At 73.5% G+C, this 19,618-nt stretch carries 23 protein-coding genes; 14 read left to right on the top strand and 9 right to left on the bottom strand.

Going from position 1 to position 19,618, the window contains the following annotated elements; genetic code table 11:
- Positions 1 to 6: 6 nt before the first annotated feature.
- Both KBZ08_RS09920 and KBZ08_RS09915 read right to left on the bottom strand, forming a co-directional pair.
- On the bottom strand, positions 7 to 867 hold the full coding sequence (locus KBZ08_RS09920; protein WP_254972656.1) for a dienelactone hydrolase family protein: 861 nt from the start codon (positions 865 to 867) through the stop codon (positions 7 to 9).
- A 40-nt stretch (positions 868 to 907) separates the two neighbouring features.
- Positions 908 to 2,659, bottom strand: a complete 1,752-nt coding sequence (locus KBZ08_RS09915) for a mechanosensitive ion channel domain-containing protein (RefSeq protein ID WP_254972654.1) — start codon at positions 2,657 to 2,659, stop codon at positions 908 to 910.
- Between the two features lie 164 nt (positions 2,660 to 2,823).
- On the opposite strand from KBZ08_RS09915, the gene KBZ08_RS09910 reads away from it, so the two are divergent.
- The 8 genes from KBZ08_RS09910 to KBZ08_RS09875 all read left to right on the top strand — a co-directional run bounded on the left by KBZ08_RS09910 (position 2,824) and on the right by KBZ08_RS09875 (position 7,470).
- Complete coding sequence (locus KBZ08_RS09910; RefSeq protein ID WP_254972652.1) at positions 2,824 to 3,381, top strand: hypothetical protein; 558 nt, start codon at positions 2,824 to 2,826, stop codon at positions 3,379 to 3,381.
- Positions 3,382 to 3,465: 84 nt separating this feature from the next.
- Positions 3,466 to 3,852, top strand: coding sequence for a cation:proton antiporter subunit C (locus KBZ08_RS09905; protein ID WP_106220853.1), 387 nt, complete (start codon positions 3,466 to 3,468; stop codon positions 3,850 to 3,852).
- Positions 3,852 to 5,318, top strand: a complete 1,467-nt coding sequence (locus KBZ08_RS09900; protein WP_254972649.1) for a proton-conducting transporter membrane subunit — start codon at positions 3,852 to 3,854, stop codon at positions 5,316 to 5,318. The genes KBZ08_RS09905 and KBZ08_RS09900 overlap by 1 nt, the downstream gene beginning before the upstream one ends.
- On the top strand, positions 5,315 to 5,752 hold the full coding sequence (locus tag KBZ08_RS09895) for a Na+/H+ antiporter subunit E (protein ID WP_254972647.1): 438 nt from the start codon (positions 5,315 to 5,317) through the stop codon (positions 5,750 to 5,752). Before KBZ08_RS09900 ends, KBZ08_RS09895 begins: the two co-directional genes overlap by 4 nt.
- Positions 5,749 to 5,997 carry a hypothetical protein gene (locus tag KBZ08_RS09890; RefSeq protein WP_015109571.1) on the top strand — a complete coding sequence of 83 codons (249 nt, stop codon included), beginning with the start codon at positions 5,749 to 5,751 and terminating at the stop codon, positions 5,995 to 5,997. The genes KBZ08_RS09895 and KBZ08_RS09890 overlap by 4 nt, the downstream gene beginning before the upstream one ends.
- Positions 5,994 to 6,293, top strand: a complete 300-nt coding sequence (locus KBZ08_RS09885; RefSeq protein ID WP_106220851.1) for a monovalent cation/H(+) antiporter subunit G — start codon at positions 5,994 to 5,996, stop codon at positions 6,291 to 6,293. Before KBZ08_RS09890 ends, KBZ08_RS09885 begins: the two co-directional genes overlap by 4 nt.
- Complete coding sequence (locus KBZ08_RS09880) at positions 6,290 to 6,814, top strand: hydrogenase subunit MbhD domain-containing protein (protein ID WP_254972645.1); 525 nt, start codon at positions 6,290 to 6,292, stop codon at positions 6,812 to 6,814. Before KBZ08_RS09885 ends, KBZ08_RS09880 begins: the two co-directional genes overlap by 4 nt.
- Positions 6,811 to 7,470, top strand: coding sequence for a Na(+)/H(+) antiporter subunit B (locus KBZ08_RS09875; RefSeq protein ID WP_254972644.1), 660 nt, complete (start codon positions 6,811 to 6,813; stop codon positions 7,468 to 7,470). The genes KBZ08_RS09880 and KBZ08_RS09875 overlap by 4 nt, the downstream gene beginning before the upstream one ends.
- Before the next feature lie 10 nt (positions 7,471 to 7,480).
- Here KBZ08_RS09875 and KBZ08_RS09870 read toward each other — a convergent pair whose 3' ends face one another.
- Together KBZ08_RS09870 and KBZ08_RS09865 are read right to left on the bottom strand one after the other, a co-directional pair.
- The gene (locus KBZ08_RS09870) at positions 7,481 to 10,513 is read right to left on the bottom strand and encodes an AAA family ATPase (RefSeq protein ID WP_254972642.1); all 3,033 of its coding nucleotides are present in this window, start codon (positions 10,511 to 10,513) and stop codon (positions 7,481 to 7,483) included.
- Positions 10,510 to 11,673 (bottom strand): exonuclease SbcCD subunit D, encoded by a 1,164-nt coding sequence (locus KBZ08_RS09865; RefSeq protein WP_254972641.1) that lies wholly within the window; start codon positions 11,671 to 11,673, stop codon positions 10,510 to 10,512. Before KBZ08_RS09865 ends, KBZ08_RS09870 begins: the two co-directional genes overlap by 4 nt.
- Before the next feature lie 47 nt (positions 11,674 to 11,720).
- Between KBZ08_RS09865 and KBZ08_RS09860 the strand changes: the two genes are divergently transcribed.
- Complete coding sequence (locus KBZ08_RS09860; RefSeq protein WP_254972638.1) at positions 11,721 to 12,368, top strand: methyltransferase domain-containing protein; 648 nt, start codon at positions 11,721 to 11,723, stop codon at positions 12,366 to 12,368.
- Here the strand turns inward: KBZ08_RS09860 and KBZ08_RS09855 are convergent.
- The 3 genes from KBZ08_RS09855 to pdxH are packed head-to-tail and all read right to left on the bottom strand — an operon-like array spanning position 12,354 to position 14,799.
- Positions 12,354 to 12,914: a rhodanese-like domain-containing protein gene (locus KBZ08_RS09855; protein WP_254972635.1), complete on the bottom strand. Its 561-nt coding sequence runs from the start codon at positions 12,912 to 12,914 to the stop codon at positions 12,354 to 12,356. The two genes, KBZ08_RS09860 and KBZ08_RS09855, sit on opposite strands and share 15 nt — an antisense overlap.
- A gap of 41 nt (positions 12,915 to 12,955) precedes the next feature.
- Positions 12,956 to 14,077: a rhodanese-like domain-containing protein gene (locus tag KBZ08_RS09850; protein ID WP_254972633.1), complete on the bottom strand. Its 1,122-nt coding sequence runs from the start codon at positions 14,075 to 14,077 to the stop codon at positions 12,956 to 12,958.
- A gap of 44 nt (positions 14,078 to 14,121) precedes the next feature.
- On the bottom strand, positions 14,122 to 14,799 hold the full coding sequence (pdxH, locus tag KBZ08_RS09845) for a pyridoxamine 5'-phosphate oxidase (RefSeq protein WP_254972759.1): 678 nt from the start codon (positions 14,797 to 14,799) through the stop codon (positions 14,122 to 14,124).
- Positions 14,800 to 14,899: 100 nt separating this feature from the next.
- Between pdxH and KBZ08_RS09840 the strand changes: the two genes are divergently transcribed.
- The 5 genes from KBZ08_RS09840 to KBZ08_RS09820 all read left to right on the top strand — a co-directional run bounded on the left by KBZ08_RS09840 (position 14,900) and on the right by KBZ08_RS09820 (position 18,335).
- Entirely contained in the window at positions 14,900 to 15,109 is a 210-nt protein-coding gene (locus KBZ08_RS09840; RefSeq protein WP_254972632.1) for an antitoxin MazE family protein, read from the top strand.
- 409 nt (positions 15,110 to 15,518) lie between these two features.
- Entirely contained in the window at positions 15,519 to 15,734 is a 216-nt protein-coding gene (locus KBZ08_RS09835) for a hypothetical protein (RefSeq protein WP_254972630.1), read from the top strand.
- Positions 15,735 to 16,163: 429 nt separating this feature from the next.
- Entirely contained in the window at positions 16,164 to 16,304 is a 141-nt protein-coding gene (locus KBZ08_RS09830) for a hypothetical protein (RefSeq protein WP_254972629.1), read from the top strand.
- Between the two features lie 150 nt (positions 16,305 to 16,454).
- Positions 16,455 to 17,189: a M23 family metallopeptidase gene (locus KBZ08_RS09825; RefSeq protein WP_254972627.1), complete on the top strand. Its 735-nt coding sequence runs from the start codon at positions 16,455 to 16,457 to the stop codon at positions 17,187 to 17,189.
- Between the two features lie 66 nt (positions 17,190 to 17,255).
- Positions 17,256 to 18,335: a DUF362 domain-containing protein gene (locus KBZ08_RS09820; protein WP_254972626.1), complete on the top strand. Its 1,080-nt coding sequence runs from the start codon at positions 17,256 to 17,258 to the stop codon at positions 18,333 to 18,335.
- On the opposite strand, the gene KBZ08_RS09815 is transcribed toward KBZ08_RS09820, so the two are convergent.
- Both KBZ08_RS09815 and KBZ08_RS09810 read right to left on the bottom strand, forming a co-directional pair.
- Positions 18,336 to 18,869 (bottom strand): cytochrome b/b6 domain-containing protein, encoded by a 534-nt coding sequence (locus KBZ08_RS09815; protein WP_106220822.1) that lies wholly within the window; start codon positions 18,867 to 18,869, stop codon positions 18,336 to 18,338.
- 4 nt (positions 18,870 to 18,873) lie between these two features.
- Positions 18,874 to 19,524: a DUF3365 domain-containing protein gene (locus tag KBZ08_RS09810; protein ID WP_254972623.1), complete on the bottom strand. Its 651-nt coding sequence runs from the start codon at positions 19,522 to 19,524 to the stop codon at positions 18,874 to 18,876.
- Positions 19,525 to 19,618: the final 94 nt, after the last annotated feature.

Here is a 19,618-nt window from a genome sequence, read left to right as displayed (position 1 = left end):
CTGCCCTCAGACCACGCCGTTGGCGCGGAACCAGGCCTGCAGCTGCGTCCAGCCGGCGGCGGCGGCGGCCTGGCGATACGTCGGGCGGTAGTCGGCATGGAAGCCGTGGGGCAGGCCCGGGAACACCTCGATGCGGCTGGGGCTGCCGGCCGCCTTCAGGGCCGCCTGCATCCGCTCCACCGACGCCATCGGAATGCCGTCGTCCTCGCCGGCATAGAGCCCCAGCACCGGCGCCTTGAGCCGGGGGATCACATCGATCGGATAGAGGGGCTGCAGGTCGGTGGCCTGGCCCACCAGGCGGCCGTACCAGGCCACCCCGGCCTTCAGTTTCGGGTTGTGGGCGGCATAGAGCCAGGTGATCCGCCCGCCCCAGCAGAAGCCGGTGATGCCGAGCCGGGAGACATCGCCGTCGCCGCTGGCGGCCGCCCAGGCGGCGGTGGCATCGAGATCGGCCATCACCTGGGCATCGGGCACCGTGGCCACCAGCGGCAGGATCGAAGGGATGTCGGGCAGCACGGTGACATCGCCCTGGCGATCGAACAGGCTCGGGGCGATGGCCAGGTACCCCAGCTGGGCCAGGCGGCGGCAGACGTCCTGGATGTAGGCATGGACGCCGAAGATCTCCTGCACCACCAGCACCACCGGGAAGCCTGAGCCCTTGGCCGGGCGGGCCCGGTAGGCCTTCACGTCCCCATCAGCCGCCGGCACCGACACCCAGCCGGCGTCGAGCCCCTCGGCGGAGGTGGTGACGGTGGAGGCGGCGACGGGCCGCACCGCCAGGGCGAAGCCGGCACTTGCCGCGCCCAGCAGCAGCTCCCGGCGGCCGAAGCGAAGCCCGGGGCCGGGAGGGACAGCGAAGGGATCCATCGGCCGGGGAGCCCGTGCGGGCATGGGAAGGGGCATCAGCTTAGAAAGCGGATCCCGGCGGCTCGCCGGGCTGCTGGGGCCAGCCCTGCAGCCGTTCCACCAGCCGCCCCAGCAGGGCCCGCCGGGCCTCCCCCTGCTGGCCTGCCTGGGTGATCAGCAGGGCCTTCACCTGCAGGTCGTCCGCCGTCATCGCCTCGATGCCCAGCAGGCGGGGGGGCTCCAGCAGGCGGGCGGCCCAGTGCGGATCGCTGCCGAAGGCGGCCAGTTCCTCGGCGACCACGGCCATGGCGCCCCCCAGATCGGTGAGGCGGCGCGACAGCAGCAGGGTCACTTCCGCTCCCGAGCGCAGCTTGGTGTGGTTCACCACCTGCTCGCAGTGGCTGTTGGGCACCACCACCACCCGCTGGTCGGCGGCGCGCAGTTCGGTGCTCAGCACGCCCACGTCCACCACCTCCCCTGTGCGCCCGGTGATCTCCACCCAGTCGCCGATGGCATAACGATCGTCGAGCAGCAGCACCAGCCCGGCGACGAAGTCCCGCAGCAACCCCTGGAACACGAGCGCCAGGGCGCCCAGCACGGCGCCGCTGGCCAGCACGGCATTGGTGGACAGATCCCGCAGGACAGGGATGCCGCGGACGGTCCAGAGGGCGAACAGCAGCAGGCAGGCCAGGTTCACCAGCCGCCGCAGCACCCGCAGCAGGCTGAGGTAGCGCTGCCGACGACGGGCGCGGTGATCGCTGCGCACCGCCGGGTGGCTGGCCCACTGGGTCAGCAGCAGCCCCACCAGGCCCCGCAGCACCGCGGCCAGGGCCAGCAGCAGCAGCGCCTTCATCAGCACCACCAGCGGCTGCATCAGCACATCGATGGCGGCCGGGATCTGGCCGGGCCAGGCCAGCAGCAGCACCGCCCCCATGGCGACCCCCAGCAGCAGCACCAGTGCCGCCAGCAGCCGGCTGAAGGCCTGGGTGGCCTGGAGCGCCAGGGGATCGAGGCGTCCGGAACCCTCCGCACAGCGACGCTGCAGGCGCGGCAGGAGCCGGTGGCTCCGCTGCCAGAGCACCACCACCACCGCCATGAGCAGGGCCAGGACGGTCAGGGAGACCAGGCTGATCCGCAGCCGATCGTTGATCTGCTCCTCCCCGAACACCCGTCGGGCGCTGCGCAGGCGACGTTCCAGCAGGCCGCGCCAGCGCTTGGCCAGCGCCTCGGCCGTCAGGCCGTTGAACTGGGCGTCCTGCTCGGTGACCGTGAGCAGGGGGAAGGGGCTGGCGCGGCCGGGCACGACGGCCGCCAGCCGCCGATCTCCACCCGGCTCCTGAAGGACCACCACCCTCAGGGCCTCCGGCCGCCCCTGCAGCCCCAGATGGTTGGGGTCGCAGGCGGCCGTCGTCCCCTCGAGGCTGAGGTGATCCAGCAGCGCCTCACCGAGCCGTTCCCCGGGCGTGCAGGGATTGCGGGGCTCGTACAGCTGGCTGAGGTTGCCCTCGATCACCCGGGCCCGCTCGGCGGCCTCCGGCCCGGAGCCGCTGCCGGCATCCACCGCCGGTGAGGCCACGGTGATCACGGGCACCCCCAGGATCCGCACCGTGCCGAGGCGGAAGCTGCCGGCATCGCCGGTGTCGACCGCGGCGTTGCCGGTGATGCTGCGGGCCGGTGCCTCGGCCGCGGCGGTGGCCGCCAGGGCCCCCGCGGGCCGGCTGGCGCCGATGCCCACGGCCGCGACCAGCACCAGGACCACCACCAGGGCCAGGGCACGCCGCCAGAGGAAGACGCGTCGCTGGGCTGGGGTCATCGGCGGCGCCGCGGCACTCTGGGCCGACTCTGGCAAGCGATCACTGGCATGACCGCCGCTGATCCGGAGCCTGGACGGCTATCCGACCGGACGGCTGGGGGGAGGGCCGTCACGCTCTCCCGGGCGGAGCGGCCACATTGGGAACATCCGATCCCTTGCGACCCATGGCGGTACAGGTCCGACGCGTCAGACAGTGGCTGGCCCGGCGTCTGCGCGCCATGGCGGCGGTCCTGTGGCAGGAGCCGCCGGCGCCGCCACCGGCCCTGGCCCCGGCCCTGGCCAAGGCGCCCGCGGCCGATCCCGGTGCGGCGCTGCTGCCCGGCATGCGGGAGCCCCTCTCGGTGGAGGCGGTGGTGCTCAGCCGCGACATGACCGTGCTCAAGCGGGAAGCGGCCGATTCCCTGGCGGCCCTGGGCGCGGCCCATGCCCTGGTGAGCTCGGCGCGCCTGGCCCAGGTGCAGGAGCTGCGGCCGCGGGTCATGGCAGGCCAGGCCTCCGGTGAGGCGCTGATGGCCCTTGCCGCCGAGTACCAGGGCTGGCAGGGCGACCAGGTGCGCATCTTCGATGCCCTGGCCCTCGTTCTGCGCATGCAGGTGCCCCAGGGTCTGGTGTTCGACCAGCTGGATCCCGCCCTGCAGGAGCAGGCCCGTTCCCACCTGGAGGCCCTGTCGCTGGAGTACCAGCGCCGCCTGCTCGCGGAGCAGTTCCAGGCCTCCGCCTGAGGCCCGGCCTGGCCCGTCGGCCTCTGGCAGCAACGGCTACCATCCCGCTCCGTGTCCCGGCCGTCCTCCGGGAAGGAAGGTCCAATGGATCCGTTCCGCCTGCTTGAGCTCCTGATCCTGGTGGCTGTGCTGGTGGGTTTCGTCGGGCTGCTGCTGCGCCGCAACCTGTTCCTCAAGGTGCTGGCCATGGACGTGATGGGGTCCGCCGTGGTCGCCCTCTTCGTGCTCGTGGCGGCGCGCGCCGGCCTGCGGAGCCCGATCCTGGCGGCCCCCCTCGCCCCCGGGGCCGTCGCGGCTCCGCTGCCCATGGCCGACCCGATCCCCCAGGCCGTGATCCTCACGGCCATCGTGATCGGCCTCTCGATCCAGGCCCTGCTGCTGGTGGTGATCACCCGTCTGGCCCGCGTCGACCCCAGCCTTGATCTGGCCAGCTTCGATGCGGGTCGCCTCGACGCCGGGGAGCGGCGCTGATGGCGCCACCCTCCGGCGAGACCCTGCTGATCGGCTGGCTGCTGCTGCCTTACACCGCGGCGTTTCTGGCCGCCCTGCTGCCCCCCCTCGCCCGCGGGCTGGCCCTGCTCTGCTGCCTGGCCACCGGCGCGGTGGCCCTTGCGATCCAGGCCGGTGCCCTGCCGGCCAGCCTCAGCCTGCTCGGCCCCTACGGAGTGTCGCTGCAGCCCGATGGCCTGGCGGCGCCGTTCCTGATCCTCAATGCCCTGGTGTGCGGCGCGGTGGTGCTGGACAGCTGGCGCCGGACCCTGCCCGGGCCGTTCCTGCTGCTGCTGATGGTGCTGCACGGCGGCCTGGCCTCCGCCTTCGTGGCGGTGGACCTGGTGAGCCTCTACGTGACGCTTGAAGTGGTGGGGATCAGCGCCTTCCTGCTGATCCTGGGCAGCCGCTCCGAGCGCTCCCTCTGGCTGGCGCTGCGCTACCTGCTGATCGGCAACACGGTCATGACCCTCTACCTGGTCGGTGCCGCCGTCGTCTACCTGGCCCAGGGCAGTTTCCGGCTCGAGGCCGTCGCCGGAGCCGGTGCGGCCGCCCTGGCCCTGCTGCTGGTCGGGCTGCTCACCAAGGCCGGGCTGTTCCTCTCGGGCCTGTGGCTGCCCCGCACCCACGCCGAGGCGCCGGCGGAGGTGTCCGCCCTGCTCTCCGGCGTGGTGGTCGCCGCCGGGATCGTTCCCCTGCTGCGGCTGAGCGGCGTCGTGCCGGCCCTGGCGGCCGTGCTGCCGGTGATCGGTCTGGCCAGCGCCGGCCTGGGCCTGGTGTTCGCCCTGGTGGAGGCGGATGCCAAGCGGCTGCTGGCCTGGAGCACCCTCTCCCAGATGGGACTGGTGGTGCTGGCGCCGGCCGCCGGAGGGCTCTATGCCCTCGGCCACGGGTTGGCGAAGGCCGCCCTGTTCCTGGTGGCCCGCCGCTTCCCCGGCCGCGACCTGGCCGGCTGGGCCCGCCGGCCCCTGGCCGCCGGGGTGTGGGTCCCGCTGTGGATCGGTTCCCTCTCGATCGTGGGGGTGCCGCCGCTGCTGGGCTTCTTCGCCAAGGCCGGCCTGGATCGGACCCTGCCGGGGCCCACGGGCCTGCTGCTCAGCCTGCTCACCGTCGGCACCGCGGCGGTCTATGCGCGTCTCTGGGGCGCCCCCCTGCAGGAGGCAGCCGCGCCGGCCCCGGCGGAGCCCGCCTGGTCGCCCGGGGTGCTGCTGCTGCTGGCGGCGCTGGTGCTGCTTGGTGCCGCCGAGGCCAGCCGCAGCTGGAGTCCGGAGCTGCTCCCCGCGGCCGCCAAGGCGACCCTGGTGCTGGCGGCCGGGGTGGGGCTGCATCGGCTGCTGCAGCCCCTGCGGCACCGTCCCTGGTTCCGCCTGCCGGATCTGGAGGCCTTCCCCGATCTGGTGGGCGGCATAGGGGTAGTGGGGGCCGGCCTGCTGGTGTGGATCCGATGAGACGCCTGCTGCCCCTGCTGCTCACCACCGCCTTCCGGCTGGCGGTCTGGTGCCTGCTGACCGCCGACCTGAGCCGCCTCAACCTGCTGATCGGCCTGGTGGTGGCCCTGCTGCTGCCCCGCGCCCACTCCCGGCCCCTGCCCCTGCGGGCCCTGCTGCGGGCCCTGGGGCGCAGCCTGCTGGCCGTGCCCCAGGCCTACCTGGAGGCCCTGCGGCTGATCGTCGGCCGTGAGCCGCAGGAGGAGGAGATCAGCGAGGCCACCACCGACAGCACCATTCCCCTGCTCGTCTTCCTGGACGTGTTCCGCATCACCCTCACCCCCTTCACGATCGTGCTCGGCCTGGAGGACGGCGGTCGCCGCTACCGCATCCACGCCCTGTGCCTCCGCCGGCCCCCGGCCGCCGACCCCGCCACCGGAGGGCCGACCCCATGACGGTGCTGCTCTGGGGCATGGTGCTGGCCCTGCTGATCCCGATCGCGGTGGCCTGCCGGCCCAGCGACGTGTGGCACCGCCTGGCGGCCTTCTCCAGCGTCGCCAGCAAGGTGGCCCTGATCATCCTGGTGGTGTCGGCAGTCCGGGGCGACCGGATGCTGGGCCTGGCCGGCGTGATCGTCCTCTGCGCCGGTAACGCCGGGCTGCTGCTGCTGGCCAACCTGCTGCGGGGGACGGAGCGATGACCCTCGCGTCCTTCGCCGATCACGCCAGCCTGTTGCTGCTCGGGGCCGGGCTGCTGCTCTGGTTCTGGGGCACCTGGCCCCTGCTGGAGAGCCGCAGCTACCTGAGCAAGCTGCACGCCCTCTCGGTGGCCGACACCCTCGGCTCGGTCCTGATGCTGCTGGGCCTGCTGCTGCGCATCCCCGGCCAGTGGCCCCTGCTGGTGCTGGCCCTGCTGGCGCTGATCCTGTGGAACACGATCTTCGGCTATGTGCTGGCCAACTGCTCGCTGGCCTCCCGCCGGGAGCCGGAGCCATGAGCGGCAGCGTGTCCCTGGTGGGCGAGCTGGATCTGCTCCTGCCGATCACCGCCCTGCTGCCCCTCACCGCCGTGCTGCTGGTGAGCCAGTCGAACCCTTACCAGACCCTGGTGCTGCGGGGCATCCTCGGGTCCGTGTCCACCCTGATCTATGCCCTGCTGGGCGCCCCGGACGTGGCGATCACCGAAGCCCTGGTGGGCACCCTGCTCTCCACCACCCTCTATGCGGTGGCTCTGCGCTCCTCGATGGCGCTGCGGTTGACCTACCCGGCCGACGATCCCCCCAGCGAGGCCACCCAGGCGCTGCTGCGCGACTGGCTGGGCCCCCTGTCGCTGCGGCTGCGGCTGCTGCCGCCGGAGCCGGCGGAGCCCGGCGAGGCCGACGCCAGTCACGGCCAGCTGGGCCCGGGCCTGCGGCTGCAGCTGGCCAACCCCGGGTTGGCGGAGCGGCTGCGGGCCCTGGAGGGCTTTCGCCGCTGGCAGAGCAGCGGTGGTGAGCTGCTGCCGGGGGAGCGGCCATGACCTGGCTCTACCTGCTGGCCGCCACCGCCCTGTGCCTGGCCCCGCTGGCCGCGGCCCTGCCGCCGCCGCCCCCCATCGGGCCGATGATCGCCTCGCTGGCCGCCACCACCGACGTTCCCAACCTGGTGTCGGGGGTGATCCTGCACACGCGCCTCTACGACACGATCGCCGAAGTGGTGGTGTTCACCCTGGCCTCGATCGGGGTGCGCTTCCTGCTGGCGGGGGAGCCCACCAAGACGAGCATCCGGGCCATCGAGGATGCCCCCTCGGTGGTGCTCTGCCAGCTCGGCGCCACCATGGCCACCCTGATCGGGGTGGAGCTGGCCCTGCGCGGCCACCTGTCCCCGGGGGGCGGGTTCGCGGCGGGGGTGGCCGGCGGCACCGCCATCGGCCTGGTGCTGATCAGCGGCTCGGCCCGCCTCTCCGACCGCCTCTACCGCCGCTGGCGGGCCGACCTCTGGGAGAAGGCCGCCGTGATCGCCTTCGTGGTCCTCTCCGCCTTCGCCCTCGAGGGCGTCCCCCTGCCCGCCGGCACTTTCGGCACCCTGGCCTCGGGGGGCTGGATCCCCCTGCTCAACGGGCTGGTGGCCGTCAAGGTGACCCTGGGCTCCTGGGCGATGGTGCAGCTGTTCGTGCGCCACCGGGGGCTGCTCTAGGCAGGTCGCGTCAGGCCGTGACCCCCACCCGCAGGCTGGAGCCCCGATCGCCGGCGATCACCTCGATGCCGCCGCGGATGCGCTCCCGCAGGGCGCCGACATGGCTGATCAGGCCGATCATGCGGCCCCCTTCCCGCAGCCGGTCGAGTTCGTCCATGGCGAGCTGCAGGTTGTCGGGGTCGAGGCTGCCGAAGCCCTCGTCGATGAACAGGGCCTCCAGGGGCACACCGCCGGCGTGGGCCTGCACCGTGTCGGCCACCCCCAGGGCCAGGGCCAGGGAGGCCTGGAAGGTTTCGCCGCCCGAGAGGCTGCTTACCTCCCGTTCCTCGCCGGTGTAGGCGTCCAGCACCCGCAGGCCCAGTCCCGCCTTGCGGCCGCCGTGGCCCCCCTCGTCGGTAAGCCGCAGCTGGTAGCGGCCGGAGGTCATCAGGGTGAGCCGCTGGTTGGCGAAGCCGCAGATGTCGGCGAGGTAGGCCGAGAGCACCCAGCGCTGCAGGGAGATCCAGGGGGCCGCCTTGCCCTGGCAGCGGCTGGCCACGGCGCTGATCCGATCGGCCCGCTCCTGCTTCGCCGCCAGATCGGCGTCGCCGGCCCGGTGGTCTGCGGCGAGGCGGGTGATCTCCCGCTGGGCGGCTCGGGCTTCGCTGTGGCACTCCACCGCCCGGGTGCGGGCCGCATCGGCGTGGGTCACGGCCTCAAGGGCGGCGGCAGTGTCGGGCCGGGTCTCCGGCAGGTCCGCCAGATCGGGGGCCGCCAGGAGGTTGCGCTGCTCGATCACCTCCGCCTCAAAGGCGGCGATCCGCTCCACCAGTTTCTGCCGCCAGCTCTCCTCCTGCAGGGCGGCGGCGGCGTCCGCCGCCGTGGCGAATGGCGAGGCGGCCAGTTCCTGGCCCAGTCGCCGGGCCGCCTGCTCCAGCGCGCTGGTGGCGCGGGTGTGGGCGCCGGCCCCGGCCACCAGGGCCTGGAGGGCCGCCTCCAGGGGCCCGAAGCCCCGCAGCACCACGCCCGGCTCCAGCCCCTCCCCCAGCTCCCGCGTCACCTGCTCCGCCAGGGCCCGCTGCCGCTGGCTGGCCTCGGCGGCGGCCCGGCTCTCCAGGGCGATCGCGGTGGCGGCCGCCTCGATGGCCTGGGCCAGCCGCTGGCGTTGCTGCTCCCGATCAGCGGTGCGCTGCTCCAGGGCCGGCAGACCGTCGGCCAGGGCCTGGGCCGCCAGCTGGGCTGCGGCGGCGGAAACGGCGGCCTGGCGGGCGGCGAGCGGATCGGGGCCGTCGCTCGCCTTCTCCAGCACCGCGGCGAGGGCGGCCTGGGCGTTGGCCACGGCCACTGCGGCCGCCTGCGCGGCCTGGGTGGCCGCGGCCAGGGTGCGTTCGGCGGCGGCGATCGCCCCGTCCCCCACCGCGTCCGCCGAGGGCCGGGCCGGCGCCGGGTGGTCGGTGGCGCCGCAGACCGGGCAGGGGGCTCCGGTGGCCAGAGCCCCGGCGAGCCGGGCGGCCATGCCCTCGATCTGGCGTCGGCGCAGCTCGTTGAGGCCGGCGGCCGCCGTGTTGACGTCGCGATCGGCGGCGTTCCTGACGACCTCGGCCGCGATCTGCCGCTCCCGGGCCGGGGCGATGGCTTCGGCGGCAACGGCACGGCCTTCGGCCTCCCGGGCGGCCCGCTGCAGGCCTTCGAGCTGGTCGCGGGCGCTGCGGGCCTGGACGAGCAGGGCCAGCTCCCGCTCCTGCTCCGCCGCCAGCCGCTCCTGCCGCGCGACGGCGGTGGCCCGCCCGGCTTCGGCCTCGCCGGCCCGCTGGCTGGCGGCGGCCGCCGCCCCCCCGGCCTGGGCGGCCTCCTCGGCCTTGCGGGCCAGCTCGCGCACTTCGGCCCCGCGGGCGGCCAGATCAGCACCGGCCGCGGCGAGGGCTTCGGCGGACGGCAGGGCCGTCAGGTCGAGCCGTCGCACGGACTCCGGCAGGGCCCGGGCGCCATCGCGGGCCCGTACCGCCGCCCCCAGCTGCTGCCCCAGGTCCCGCTCCACCAGGGCGAGGGCGCGGCGGGCCTCCTGTTCGGCCCCCAGGCTGGAGCGCAGCCGTTCGGCCTGCTCCGCCAGGGCCAGCTTCTGGCGGTACGCCTCCACCGTCTCCTGTTTGGCCTCCAGCTCCCCCAACCGGGCGGCGGCGGCGGCGCGCCGGTCCCAGCGGTCGGCCTCGGCCGCCAGCGTCGCCTGGGTCGTCTGGGCCGCCTGCAGGCCGGCGGTGGCCTCCCGCAGGGAGGCCTCGGTGCCCTGCACCACTGCGGTGATGTCCGCCACCAGCGCCTCGAGGCCGGCCTGGTCGGCGGGGGGCGGCGGCGGCTCCTGGGAGGGTTCGGCCCCGTCCGGCGGCTCGGGCGCGTGGGGGGCCCAGGCATCAGCCGCCCGGCGCCGCCGCACCTCCTGCTCCCGGGCCTGCTCCAGCGCCAGCTGGCGCGCCTCCCGGGCCCGCTCCTCCAGCCACCAGCCGGCCCGCTCGTAGATCTCCGTGTCGAAGAGGGTCTTGAGCAGGGCTTCACGCTCCTCGGCCCTGGCCCGCAGCACCTCGGCGAAGCGCCCCTGGGGCAGCAGGATCACCTGGCGGAACTGAGCGGCGCTGAGCCCCACCAGGTGCTCCACCTCCCGGGTCACCTCGGTGGTCTTCGCCGCCACGGCCCGCTCCGGCGACCCGGCGTCGAGCCGGAACAGGACCGCCTGGGCTGGCTTCTCGGTGGTGCCCTGGCCCCGGGCTTTCACGGCGGTGTGGGCCGGGGTGCGCTCCACCCGGTAGCGGGCGGCGCCGCAGGAGAACTCCAGGCTCACCCGGGGCACGGCGCCGGGGGCGGCGTGGTCGGAGCGCAGCCCCTTGACGCTGCGGTCGCCCGACACTTCGCCGTAGAGGGCGAAGCAGAGGGCATCGAGCAGGAAGGTCTTGCCGGCGCCGGTGGTGCCGTGGATCAGGAACAGCCCCTCGGTGGCCAGGGCGTCGAAGTCGACCGCCACCGGATCGGCATAGGGCCCGAAGGCCTCGATCGCCAGCCGGTGGGGCTTCACCGCTCCCCTCCCCGTTCCGCCGCCTGCAGGGCGGCCTCCAGCAGCCCGGCTTCCGCCTCGCCTGGGGGCTGGCCCTGCTGGTCGGTGAAGAAGGCGGTGGCCAGCTCCAGCGGCGAGCGGGCCTGGCGCACCTGGCGGTGGCGCTCGGCCTCGCCGGCGCGGGCCACGTCGGGGGGCTCGTGGCGCAGCTCGGCGATGTGGGGAAAGCGGGCCCGCAACCGGGCCATGGCCTGCAGGGGCAGGGTGTCGTCGGTGAGGATCGCCCGCACCCGCGCCTCGCTGGCGCCGGCGTGGGCAGGGTCTGAGCAGAGCTCCTCGATCGGCCCCCGCAGGGTGCACAGGCGCCGGCCCACCCCCAGGGGCACCACCGCCACGGAGGGCGTCCCGTCGGCGGCCAGCTCCACGATCCGCACCGACTTGACGTGCCGCTCCTCGGAGAAGGAATAGGCCAGCGGGGTGCCTGAATAGGCCACCCGGGGGCCGTCCAGCTGCTGGGAGCGGTGCAGGTGCCCGAGGGCCACGTAATCGAAGCCCTCGAAGGCGGCCACGCTCACCCGGTCGACGTTGCCGATGGTGAGCTCCCGCTCCGACTCCGACGTCTCGCCGCCCGCCACGAAGGTGTGGGCCACCAGCACCGAACGGTGCGGCGGCCGTTCGCGGCGATCGGCGTGGATCCGCTCGATGGCCAGCCGGGTCACCTCCTCGTGGCGGAGGCGCACGGGAGCCCCGGCCAGGACGGGCCCGACCACCGCCGGCTCCAGGTAGGGCAGGGGATAGATGGCCACCGGCGTGCCGCCGTCGCGGGGTGTCACCAGCACCGGCTCGCTGGCCCGGGCCACGTCGCCCCGCACCGTGACCCCGAAGGCCGAGAGCAGCGGGTCGTACACCGACACCCGCACATGGGAATCGTGGTTGCCGGCGATGGCCACCACGGCGGTGCCATCACGGCTCAGCTGGGCCAGGGCCCGGTTGAACAGGTCCACTGCCTCGGACGGTGGGATGGCCCGGTCGTAGAGGTCGCCGGCGATCAGCACCGCATCGACGGCATGCTCCCGGGCCAGTTGGGCGATCCGGTCGATCGCCGCCTCCTGCTCCTCCAGCAGCGAAGCGCCGTGAAAACTGCGGCCCAGGTGCCAGTCGGAGGTGTGCAGCAGGCGCATCGGGCCAGGCTAGGGAGACACCCGGCGCCGGGGGCCATGCTGGAGCCATGAACCCCTCCACGCCGGCCTCCACCGCTGAGCCAGGCCACTGGGACCAGCGCTACCGCCAGGGCACCGACGGCTGGGAACTGGGCCGGCCGGCTCCGCCGCTGGAGGCATTTCTGCGCAGCCATCCGCTGGCCCCCCGGCCCCCCGGCCAGGTGCTGGTACCGGGCTGTGGCCGCGGCCATGAGGCCGCCCTGCTCGAGCAGCTGGGCTTCGCGGCCATCGGCCTGGATTTCAGCGGCGAGGCGGTGGCCGAAGCACGGGCACGGCACGGCGACGACCGGCCCGACCTGCGCTGGCTGCAGGCCGACCTGTTCGACCGGCCGGCCCTGGAGGCGGCGGGGCTGGCGCCCGGCAGCCTCGGTGGGGTGGTGGAGCACACCTGCTTCTGCGCCATCGATCCGGGCCGCCGCGACGCCTACATCGCCACCGTGTGCCGCTTGCTGGCTCCGGGCGGCTGGCTGCTGGGACTGTTCTGGTGCCACCCCCGGCCAGGGGGTCCGCCCTGGGGCAGTGACCCCAAGGTGGTGGCCGCCCAGCTGAGCCGGGCGGGCCTGGTGGCCGAGCTCTGGGAGCCGGCTACAGGATCGGTGGACCAGCGCCCGGACGAATGGCTGGGCCTGTGGCGCCGGAGCTCAGCCCCGGGCTGAGCCGAGCGACACCCGGTTCCAGGGCATCACGGCCAGCAGCCTGGCCATGCCGCAGAAGCCTGAGATGCCCGCGAAGGTGAGCCCGGCGCCCACGAAGCCGCTCAGCCAGATCCAGCCGGGGGCCACGGCCTGGGACAGGATCACCCCCAGCAGCACCAGGCTGCCGGCGACGATCTGCACCTGGCGCATCAGCGGCAGCGGCGCCCCCTTGAGCTGGCGCACCGGGAAGCCGGCCTGCTGCCAGGCGGGCACGCCACCGAGGAGGTCGGCGACGGGGTGGGGATGGCCCTGCTGGAGCAGCTGGGCGAGGCCCTTGCCGCTGCGGTTGCCGCTCTGGCAGACCAGCACCAGCGGGCCGCGGGGCAGGTCGGCCTGGGCCAGGCGCGAGAGGGGGACGTTGAGGCTGCCGGCGATGTGGCCGGTGACGAACTCCATCGGCTCGCGCACATCGATCACGGTGACCGCACCGGCCGCCAGCTGGTCGGCGAGGTCGTGGGCGCTGATGCGGCTGGGGGTGGCTGTGGTGGTCATGGTCGTGGTGGTCATGGAGCAAGCAAGCAAGGGGATGGCATTCACTTGGCGGCGCTTCAGGCCTGGAGGACGCCCTCCAGCGGGAAGCCTTCGGCGGCCCAGCGGCTCAGGCCGCCATGGAGGTTGGCCACCTGCGTCCGGCCGGCCTTGAGCAGCTGCTGGGTGGCCAGGGCCGAGCGGCTGCCCGAATGGCAGACCACCACCAGGGGGCGATCGGTGGGGATCTCGCCGGCACGGTTCTCCAGCTCCGGCAGGGGGATCAGCAGGCTGCCGCCCACGTGCCCGTCCGGTCCGTCGTATTCCTCGGCGGAGCGCACATCGAGCACGGTGACATCGCCGCGATGGGCGGCCACCCAGGCGGGGCTGAGTTCGGGCAGCCCGGCGTAGCTGCGGGCCATGGGCGCCCAGGCCGGTGCGGCGCTGGCCTCGCGGGGCTTGCCGGAGCGCATGTTGCCGGGCAGGGCCTGGGCGATCCGGTGGGGATGGGGCAGCCGCATGTTCTCCATGTGGCCGACGAAGTCCCGCTCGGTGGCGTGGCCGCCGAGGCGGGCGTTGAAGGCCTTCTCCTCGGTGACGGAGGTGACGCTGCGGCCGGTGTAGTCGTGGCCGGGGTAGAGCAGGCAGTGGTCGGGGAGGGTGAGGATCTGCCCGGTGATCGAGGCCCAGAGGGTGTGGGCGTTGCCCTGCTGGAAGTCGCAGCGGCCGCAGCCCCGCACCAGCAGGGCGTCGCCGGTGAAGGCCATCGTGTGGTCGTCGAGAACGAAGCTGAGGCAGCCGTCGGTGTGGCCGGGGGTGGCGCGCACCTCCACGTGGCGGCCGCCGAAGAGGACGCGATCGCCGTGCTTCAGGGGGCGGGTGACGTTCTCGGCGCCGACGCAGGCGGCCAGGCCGATGGCGCAGCCGGTGGCCTTGTGCATCAGCCAGCTGCCCGTGACATGGTCGGCATGGGCGTGGGTGTCGATCGAGGCCACCAGCTCGACGCCCAGCTCCCGGATCAGGGAGAGGTCGCGGTCGTGCTGCTCGAAGACCGAATCGATCAGCAGGGCCTGGCGGCTGGCCACATCCGCCAGCAGATAGGTGAAGGTGCCGGTGTCGGCGTCGAACAGCTGGCGGAACAGCAGCGGGCCGCCCCCGGCGGCGGCGGCGAGGGACAGGGAAGGCGCGGGTGCGACAGCCATGGGCGATCAACCATCAACTGTTATGAGCATAGCCGCATAGTGCCTCAGGGCGCCAGCCGCTCGATGGCCCAGGCGCCGCCGCCGCCCCCCTCCCCCGCCGGCTCGGCGGGCCGGTAGCGGAAGCGATCGTGCAGGCGGTTGCTGCGTCCCTGCCAGAACTCGAACTCGAACGGCACCACCCGCAGGCCGCCCCAGGCCGGCGGCAGCGGCACCTCGCCATCGGCGAAGCGGCGCTTCATGGCGTCCCACTGCATCTCCAGGATCGAGCGGGAGCCGATCACGGCGCTCTGCTGCGAGACCCAGGCCCCCAGCCGGCTGCCGACGGGGCGCGAGAGGAAGTAGGCCAGCGATTCGGCGGCGCTGATGAGCTCGGCCCGGCCCAGGATGGCCACCTGCCGCTCCAGCCCGTACCAGGGAAACAGCAGGCTCACCTCCGGATGGGCGGCGATCTCGCTGGCCTTGCGGCTTTCGTAGTGGGTGAAGAAGACGAAGCCCCGTTCGTCGAAGGCCTTGAGCAGCACCGTGCGGGCGCTGGGGCGCACCCCATTGCTGGTGCCCAACACCATGGCGTTGGGCTCGTCCAGAGCGGCGGCCACCGCCTGATCGAACCAGCGGCGGAACTGCTCCACCGGATCGGCCGCCAGATCGCCCCGCCGCAGGTCCTGGCGCCGGTAGTCGCGGCGTAGCTGGGCGGGGTCGGTGGGGGTGGCTGGATCGCCCATGGTCAGCCGTCGCGCGGCGTCGTGCTGGCCCCAGCCTGGGACCTGCAGAGCCATGGGTCAGCCCTCCTATCGGGTTACATCTAACCGGAGGAGGGAGTCCATGGATCTTGCGATGGACGGCGACGTCCACCAGCGGCTGCGTGCCCAGGGGTTGCGGCCGATCCAGATCTGGGCGCCCGACGTGCGCTCGCCCCGGTTCACTACCGAGGCCCGTCGCCAGACCCTGCTGGCCAATGCCGGCTCCCTGGAGGCCGAAGACCAGGCCTTCGTGGACGCCATCTTCCTCTGGCCGGATCAGGCTCAGGAATGAATCGTGGTGAGATCTGGACCGTGGCGGGGGGCCGGCTGACGCGGGCAAGCTCACCACAGTGCCCCGCGCACGGCTAGGGCGAAGGATCGGGATCCTCGATGACGCGCTTCTGGTGCGGATGAATCGCTCCATCCTGGTCTTTCTGGGTCTGGCCCGGTGAGTGTCTTCGGTGAAGCTATGGCCACAGGTCTCGGTTGCGGCTTCGATGACAGGCCCCGGCACAGGTGATAGGCCGGCCAGCTGGACGGGGAATTCAGTCCTGGCCCCATGCACCGAGAGGCTGGCCTGAGCCTTCCGGCATCACTGGATCCTGAAACTCAGCAACTTCTCGCTTACCTCAAGGCCCGTGATTGGCGGAGCGTAGCCACGGACTTGAAAGACCAGAGGATCAGCTTCCGCGACTCCAGCAATGACCTCCAGGCCATCTGATCTGCCGCGGGATTTAGAAGGCTTTGAGTGGCTGTGTTTCCGGCTCAGGCCCTTCACCTTCACCGCAGTGAATCACTCCCTCGCGTCCGCCGAGCCGAACAACGATCCCGATGATCTCTCCTTCGTAGGCATGGCAGAGCGCTTCGTCAGGGAACCTGGCCAGTTCCTCAATCAGGCTTTTCACGGTTCTCATTGACAGAATCCGTTCCTTGATCTCTCCCGAGCGTAGGGAGCTCACCCCAGCGTTCGCAGGATGTCCTTCATCAGCTGCACCAGATGCAGAGGGAACTCCCTTGACCAGCACTTGCTTGCAGTCGTTTGGCCAGTTGCGGCCGGTTCGAATCCCATCAGCGCCTGAGACACCGGTGGCACTTCCCTGTGCAGCCGCCCCAGCCCCTTGGCCACCCGCGCCGTCTATTCCTTCTCCGGCTTTCCCGGCGTCCCGGAGCGCCACCTCTATCTCCACCACGATGGCTAGCCCACCGGCGCCGCCTGGAGGTTCGCCACGGCCCTGCGCCAGCGGCCGGAGCCCGAGGCCTTCGCGGCGGCCTTCCTGGCCAGCCAGCCCGGCGCCGAACCCCTGGCCGCCCCCGCCCAGGCCGCCGATGCCGAGTACCGCTACCGGGTGCAGCTGCTGGCCGGCGGCGACGCGCTCCAGGTGGCCTGCTGGCGGCGACTGCCGGGCGGCACCACCTGGCAGCCCCGCTGCGGGCCGATGGCCCTGGAGCTGTTCATCCGGCGCTTTCTGCCCGGTGATCCCCTTTGATCCGTGCTCAATGCACTGAGCAGCCGGGGCCCGATGACGACGACCCCGGTGCCGCCCAGTGGGCCTCCCCCGCGCAGAGGCGGTACAACGCGCTTGCCCTGCGCCCCCTCGATGGCCCCTGCATCTCCCCGGCGGGCTTCGGTGCCGCTGATGCTGCTGCTTCTGCTGCTCCCCGGCGCCGCCGGTGCGGCGGGGATCGACCCGCCAGGGCCCCCCGGGGAGCCACCGATCCCCGATTCGGCCACCGGGGCTGGGGCGGAAGCGTCGCCCTGGCCGGCCGAGCTGCTGCCGCCCGTCCCTCCGCCCGCCCGGGTCACCCCCACCCCGGCGCCGACGGCCACCAGGCCCGAGCAGCCGGCGCTGGTGCCCCGGGAGGTGCCGGTGGGCGACCTCGCCCTCCAGGCCCGGGTGTCCGGGGCCGCTGAGCCCGCGGCGGGGCCGCCGCCGCTGCACTACCCTCTCGCCGTGGCGGCCACGGAGCAGGACCCCTGGGGCTGGCGGTTTTCGGAGGCCCGCGGCGCCTGGCGCATGCACACCGGGCTCGACCTGATCGTGCCCGAGGGCACGGCCGTGCTGGCGCTGCAGGCCGGCCGGGTGCAACGGGTGGACGAGATCAGCGGCTACGGCCTCACGGTGCTGATCGATCACGGCGGCGGCTGGTCGAGCCTCTATGCCCATCTGCGCAGGGCCTCCGTGGCCGAGGGCGCCAGCGTGGGGAACGGCCAGCCCATCGGCGAGGTGGGTCAGAGCGGCAACGCCAGCACGCCCCACCTGCACCTGGAACTGCGCCAGCGGCAGCCCCGGGGGCTGGTGGCGGTGGACCCCACCCCCCTGCTGCCGGTGCCGCCGGCGGGCGGCGCCATCGCTGGAGACTTCCGGCCCTGAGCCTGGCCTTTGATCGACGCGCCGGCGAACGGCGATAGCTTGAAACCGCACCGCGGCCGGGCGCCCATGGACGGTTCCGATCCCCGCCAGTGCCTCAGTCGGCGGGGGGTGCTGTGGCTGGCGAGCCTGGCCGCCGGCAGCGCCGCCCTCTCGGCGGCCTGCGGATCGCAGGCGTCTCCAGGGTCGCGAGCGGCCGCCGGGGCGGCACCGGCGGCCGCCCCCACCTCCGGCGCCTCCTCCGCCGGCGTCAGCCGGGTGGCGCTGATCCGCAGCGACGACCGGGTGGCCGGCACCCGCGCGGCGATCGACCTGCTGCAACCCACCGGCCTGAAGGACCGCTCGGTTTTCCTCAAGCCCAACTACAACACCGCTGATCCGGCTCCGGCCGCCACCGACACGCCGCTGCTGGAGGCGCTGGTGGCCGAACTGCGCAATGCCGGCGCCGGCGCCATCACCGTGGGCGATCGCTCCGGCATGGCCGACACCCGCCGGGCGATGGAGGCCAAGGGGGTGTTCGCGCTGGCTGATCGCCTCGGCCTGCAGGCCCTGGTGCTCGACGAACTCGACCGCGACGGCTGGCAGCGCGTGGCCGCCGAGGGCACCCACTGGCCCAAGGGCTTCGCCTTCGCCCGGCCGGCCCTGGAGGTCGGCGCGGTGGTCAACACCTGCTGCCTCAAGACCCATCGCTTCGGGGGGGACTTCACCCTCTCGCTGAAGAACTCGGTGGGACTGGTGGCCAAGGTCGTGCCCGGCGACCCCCACAACTACATGGGCGATCTGCACAGCTCACCCCACCAGCGGCTGATGATCGCCGAGATCAACCAGGCCTACAGCCCCGCCCTCGTGCTGCTCGACGGGGTGGAGGCCTTCGTCGACGGTGGGCCGGAAGCGGGCCGCAAGGTCCGGCCGGGGGTGATCCTGGCGGGCAGCGACCGGGTGGCGGTGGACGTGGTGGCCGTGGCCCTGCTGCGGTCGCTCGGCACCACCGACGCCGTGGCCCGCGGGCCGCTGTGGCAGCTGGAGCAGATCCGCCGGGCGGTCGAGCTGGGCCTCGGGGCCGCCGGCGCCGATCAGATCGAGATCGTCACCGCCGACGCGGCCGGCCGCGCCATGGCCGACGACCTGCGTCGCCGCATCGCCGCCTGATCACCGCCCTCGTTGGAGGAACCGCCGCACCTGGCCGGGCCAGTCCCCTGGTCGGTCGCCTTGGCGCAGGCTCGTGCTGGCCATGGAGGCCAGCAGCGGCGTGCCCCCCAGCCGCAGGCTGTCGCCCACGTGCAGCACCACGGCCAGGCCCATCAGCAGCCAGGCCACCAGGTGCAGGCTGTAGGCCAGGTGGTGCAGCTGGCCGTCCCGCAGCCAGTCCTCCTGCATCAGCTTGCCGGTGGCCACCGCCAGCACCAGGGCCCCCAGGGCCATGCTGTTGGTGACGCGCTTCAGGCGCGCCCGCCCCAGGGTGAGGGCGTAGGCGGCGAAGACCAGGCCCAGGGGCAGCAGCAGGAAGCCCGCCTGGCCGTGCAGGTCGATCCAGTTGCCGTCGGGGGTGAAGGGCAGCCGCCCCCAGCGGCCGTCGTAGCGGCTGTAGACGAACAGCCCGCTCAGCCAGGCGGCCAGCACCACCAGCGCCGTGAGGCCATGGGTCAGCCGCAGCAGGGAGGGTTGGTAGGGGGGGCGCGCCATGGCGTCAGCCGGGGGTTTCGCCCAGCGTCTCACGGGCCTGGGGCGCCTCGGGGATGAACACCGCGTACATCCCCCGCAGGTCCCCCGGCTGGAAATCGAAGGCCCGGTCGGCGGGGTAGTTCTCCGTCACGAAGGCGGGCCGGCTGGCCTTGGTGCCGTGGCAGGCCAGACAGCTGGGCTCCACGTTGATGCGGCGGTAGTAGGTCACGCCCGTGCCCTGCTCGGCCGTGGCCGGTTGCCACAGGCCGGTGATCGCCGGCTGGCGGTGGAACAGGTCGATCACCTGCCGCTCCTGGGCACTGGTGGGGGCGTGGTCGGGGTTGCGGAACTTGGCCGCCACCTGGCGCACCTGCCAGCCGTTCTCCTGGCCGATCGCGGCGGCCTTCATCCCCACCGGCTTGCAGACCTCCTTCATGGTCTGCAGGGTGGGTTCCTCGCTGCGGCCCTCCAGGGTGGAGGCCAGGGCGATGCGCATCCGATCGAGATCCTCCACGGCCACCACGGCCTTGGCCAGGGCGGCCGGATCCACCGGAGCAACGGCCTGGGCCGCCGGTGGGGCGACGGTGAGCAGCAGGGCGCCGAGCAGCACCATCACGACTGAGGCGAGGGCCGTCAGCGCCAGGCGCCGCAGGCTGGGAAACAGGATCTGGGCCATGGGTCGGTGGCTCCGGAGGCAAGGGGTGGGACGGACGGACCGGCGGGAATGGCAAAAGGGCCCGGATGTCTCCGGGCCCGGCAGGCGCTCAGGG

The organism is Cyanobium sp. Candia 9D4 (assembly GCF_024346155.1).
In the GTDB taxonomy this organism is placed as follows: Bacteria; Cyanobacteriota; Cyanobacteriia; order PCC-6307; family Cyanobiaceae; genus Cyanobium; species Cyanobium minutissimum.
Note: the sequence above shows the minus strand (reverse complement) of the source record. Positions and strands in the feature narration are given on the sequence as shown.

What these genes read in the sequence shown, in the direction of transcription:
- KBZ08_RS09840 (WP_254972632.1), top strand. Translation starts at nt 14,900, where the DNA reads ATGGATCTTGCGATGGACGGCGACGTCCACCAGCGGCTGCGTGCCCAG.
- KBZ08_RS09915 (WP_254972654.1), bottom strand. Translation starts at nt 2,659, where the DNA reads ATGACCCCAGCCCAGCGACGCGTCTTCCTCTGGCGGCGTGCCCTGGCC.
- KBZ08_RS09865 (WP_254972641.1), bottom strand. Translation starts at nt 11,673, where the DNA reads ATGCGCCTGCTGCACACCTCCGACTGGCACCTGGGCCGCAGTTTTCAC.
- KBZ08_RS09825 (WP_254972627.1), top strand. Translation starts at nt 16,455, where the DNA reads ATGCTGCTGCTTCTGCTGCTCCCCGGCGCCGCCGGTGCGGCGGGGATC.
- KBZ08_RS09820 (WP_254972626.1), top strand. Translation starts at nt 17,256, where the DNA reads ATGGACGGTTCCGATCCCCGCCAGTGCCTCAGTCGGCGGGGGGTGCTG.
- KBZ08_RS09885 (WP_106220851.1), top strand. Translation starts at nt 5,994, where the DNA reads ATGACCCTCGCGTCCTTCGCCGATCACGCCAGCCTGTTGCTGCTCGGG.
- KBZ08_RS09875 (WP_254972644.1), top strand. Translation starts at nt 6,811, where the DNA reads ATGACCTGGCTCTACCTGCTGGCCGCCACCGCCCTGTGCCTGGCCCCG.
- KBZ08_RS09880 (WP_254972645.1), top strand. Translation starts at nt 6,290, where the DNA reads ATGAGCGGCAGCGTGTCCCTGGTGGGCGAGCTGGATCTGCTCCTGCCG.
- KBZ08_RS09895 (WP_254972647.1), top strand. Translation starts at nt 5,315, where the DNA reads ATGAGACGCCTGCTGCCCCTGCTGCTCACCACCGCCTTCCGGCTGGCG.
- KBZ08_RS09900 (WP_254972649.1), top strand. Translation starts at nt 3,852, where the DNA reads ATGGCGCCACCCTCCGGCGAGACCCTGCTGATCGGCTGGCTGCTGCTG.
- pdxH (WP_254972759.1), bottom strand. Translation starts at nt 14,799, where the DNA reads ATGGGCGATCCAGCCACCCCCACCGACCCCGCCCAGCTACGCCGCGAC.
- KBZ08_RS09815 (WP_106220822.1), bottom strand. Translation starts at nt 18,869, where the DNA reads ATGGCGCGCCCCCCCTACCAACCCTCCCTGCTGCGGCTGACCCATGGC.
- KBZ08_RS09835 (WP_254972630.1), top strand. Translation starts at nt 15,519, where the DNA reads ATGACCTCCAGGCCATCTGATCTGCCGCGGGATTTAGAAGGCTTTGAG.
- KBZ08_RS09850 (WP_254972633.1), bottom strand. Translation starts at nt 14,077, where the DNA reads ATGGCTGTCGCACCCGCGCCTTCCCTGTCCCTCGCCGCCGCCGCCGGG.
- KBZ08_RS09905 (WP_106220853.1), top strand. Translation starts at nt 3,466, where the DNA reads ATGGATCCGTTCCGCCTGCTTGAGCTCCTGATCCTGGTGGCTGTGCTG.
- KBZ08_RS09860 (WP_254972638.1), top strand. Translation starts at nt 11,721, where the DNA reads ATGAACCCCTCCACGCCGGCCTCCACCGCTGAGCCAGGCCACTGGGAC.
- KBZ08_RS09810 (WP_254972623.1), bottom strand. Translation starts at nt 19,524, where the DNA reads ATGGCCCAGATCCTGTTTCCCAGCCTGCGGCGCCTGGCGCTGACGGCC.
- KBZ08_RS09910 (WP_254972652.1), top strand. Translation starts at nt 2,824, where the DNA reads ATGGCGGTACAGGTCCGACGCGTCAGACAGTGGCTGGCCCGGCGTCTG.
- KBZ08_RS09890 (WP_015109571.1), top strand. Translation starts at nt 5,749, where the DNA reads ATGACGGTGCTGCTCTGGGGCATGGTGCTGGCCCTGCTGATCCCGATC.
- KBZ08_RS09855 (WP_254972635.1), bottom strand. Translation starts at nt 12,914, where the DNA reads ATGACCACCACGACCATGACCACCACAGCCACCCCCAGCCGCATCAGC.
- KBZ08_RS09920 (WP_254972656.1), bottom strand. Translation starts at nt 867, where the DNA reads ATGGATCCCTTCGCTGTCCCTCCCGGCCCCGGGCTTCGCTTCGGCCGC.